At 42.8% G+C, this 2,466-nt stretch carries 1 protein-coding gene; it reads right to left on the bottom strand.

Annotation, left to right across the window (positions count from 1 at the left end; all coding sequences use genetic code 11):
- Positions 1-41: 41 nt before the first annotated feature.
- The coding region (locus ACUVXA_RS19675) for a molybdopterin-containing oxidoreductase family protein (protein WP_445872993.1) at positions 42-2,466 on the bottom strand (2,425 nt) is incomplete at its 5' end.

Genomic DNA, 2,466 nt, shown 5'->3' with positions numbered 1-2,466 from the left:
TCGTCCACATCAACAAGTATTCCATACATTTTCTTCATCTCCTACACCTTCTCAATTCTACAAATATTTGTGCTGTATCCAATCATCCTAGTGTGGGGATCTTCAGCCGTTGTTGCCACAAGCATTATACCTTCATTTCGAAAGTCTTCATCTAGTGCCTTTGGGCCTGTGTGAGTTGGGACAAATACCACTTTCGGATGTATGAGCGGAGTAGTTTTCACCTTCATTTTCAAGCCGTTTTTAGGAGATCTAGGTGTTATTATTTTGACGAGGTCTCCATCTTTGATTCGCAAATGTTTCGCTGTGGATGGATGAATCCATACAAATGGTTTTTCATCGATTTTTAGAAGCAGTTCATTTACGTTTTGACTGTAACCTGTCATTAGATGTACAAGCTTACCCGTAGTCATTATTAGTGGATATTCTCCATTCCAATCAATCTTTTCGCTTGTGTCCTCCGGCTCTTCTGCAGGCTTTGTCCACTCGGGTAATCCTGCATCATGCCACGTTTCACCTTTGAGATCAAAAAAAGCCTTACCCTCTTTCCATGGATAGAAACCCTTTATTTTTTCGTTCCACCTTTTAGAAGGGGTCCAAAGAAGCGGAATTTCAGGCATACCAAGCTCTTTAGCTGTTTTCCAGCAGTTAGGACACTTTTCGAAGAAAACTTTTTCTCCCATATAGTTTGGATCCTTTTCCATTAGGCATAAGGGAGCTGGCCAATATACAACTTTTTTATCTTTCACTATGTCTAATCTTACCCCAGAGAATGGATGGCACCTTTCAGGATCCATTGCTGCAGGGGTCCCAGGCTTAACAGCCCACATAAGCATTTCAAGTCTCCACCAGTAATGATAGATTGCTTCTGGACCCTGCTTGAATATATTGTGAGGCCAAAGTAAACCATGATTATCTAAATCGAAGCCAACTTTTTCTCCCCAAGCTCTTAAATCTTCTCGGAAAATCAGCTCACGATTTCTTATCACATATTTATGATCCTCGCAATGCCCAGTGACTTTTGCGCTTTCCTCTGCAACTTCGTTAATTATTGTGTCAAGATCTTTTCCGTTCGGCTTCCTTTTTTCCTCGTCCCAAATTACCTTTATCTTGTCAGCCCAAGGTTTTATGAGTTCATTCCAGACATCATCCAAAGTTCCGCCGCTTTCAAGAATTTCCTCCGCTCTTTTTTCGCAGTCTGGGCATTCACGGTACATCGTTTCGTTTCCATAAACCCTATGAAATATCTCATTAATGACCCATAGATCTTGCTTGGCCTCGCCTATCGGGGGAACTGCAGCATCTTTCCATTGAATCGCCCTTAACGTTGAGCATAAAAATGTTGAACCAGAGCACTCCAACTCTGTTGCTAATGGGAGGACGTAATGTGCGTAATTGCACATTTCGTTCCACTCGGTTGTTCCTATCACAATTAATCCATGTTCTTTTAGATACTCGTATAGACCACGCTGGTTCCCTGCGCTCCTAATTATGGGATTGCCGCCTATCCCTATGTAAGCCCTAATTTGCTCTTTGAATTCGGGCCATCTCGTTTCAGGAACCCACCCCATGGTCCAGTCGTAGGCATCCTCTGGATAGAATATTGCTGGATACTTGTAAGAGCATGTTGGAGTTAAGGGGACATAGTCAGCTGGGACAACACCTGGTTTAGGATTGTAGTCTCCTCCTCCAAGCGTCCCATAGCTGCCTATCATAAGATGTAACGCTACAATCAGACGATTAGTGTTAAATCCGCTTATCTGTGTGCTAGTGCGTGTGCCAGCAAGTATGGCGACTTTTCTTCCAGCATTGTGGATTTCACGCGCTAACTCTTCAATTTTCTTAGCTGGAACCCATGTTATTTTTTGAACTTTTTCTGGAGGGTATTCCTTCACAACCTCTTCTATAAAACGATCGAATTCTTCTCCTTCAACATAGTACTTCAAATAGGGGTATATCCAATTATTTTCTGCAAGAACATACATTATTCCAAGGATCAGGGCTCCATCTGTACCAGGTCTAATTGGAATGTATTCTGTAGCGTGTGCAGCCGTCTTTGTGAATCTCGGGTCGATATATACAAACTTTGTTCCCTTTTCCATTGCCTTTTTTATCCATCGAAAGCTTACAACTGCGGTTTCTGCAATATTGTACCCAAAATTAATGATCAATTTGGAGTCCACAATGGTGTCGACGCTGTTCACCGGACAGTTGAATCCCGTCATTGCTAGCCTTGCTCTCCACCAGTTTCCGTTGCATGCCACACATCCGGAATAGTTGAGTGATGAAATGAACGTGCGACCGAAGCGCATATAGTTCAGATATTCAGCCTCGCCGCAGGAGTTTCTAGGAGTGGCATAGCGAGCAACTCTTTTCATCTGATCTCCCGTCATTTTGTGCAATGGTTTTCCATTCCATTCTTTACGTATTTCCCTAAGCTTTTCAGCAATTTCATCCAGGGCCTGCTCC

It is taken from the genome of Candidatus Jordarchaeum sp. (assembly GCF_052745115.1).
Note: the sequence above shows the minus strand (reverse complement) of the source record. Positions and strands in the feature narration are given on the sequence as shown.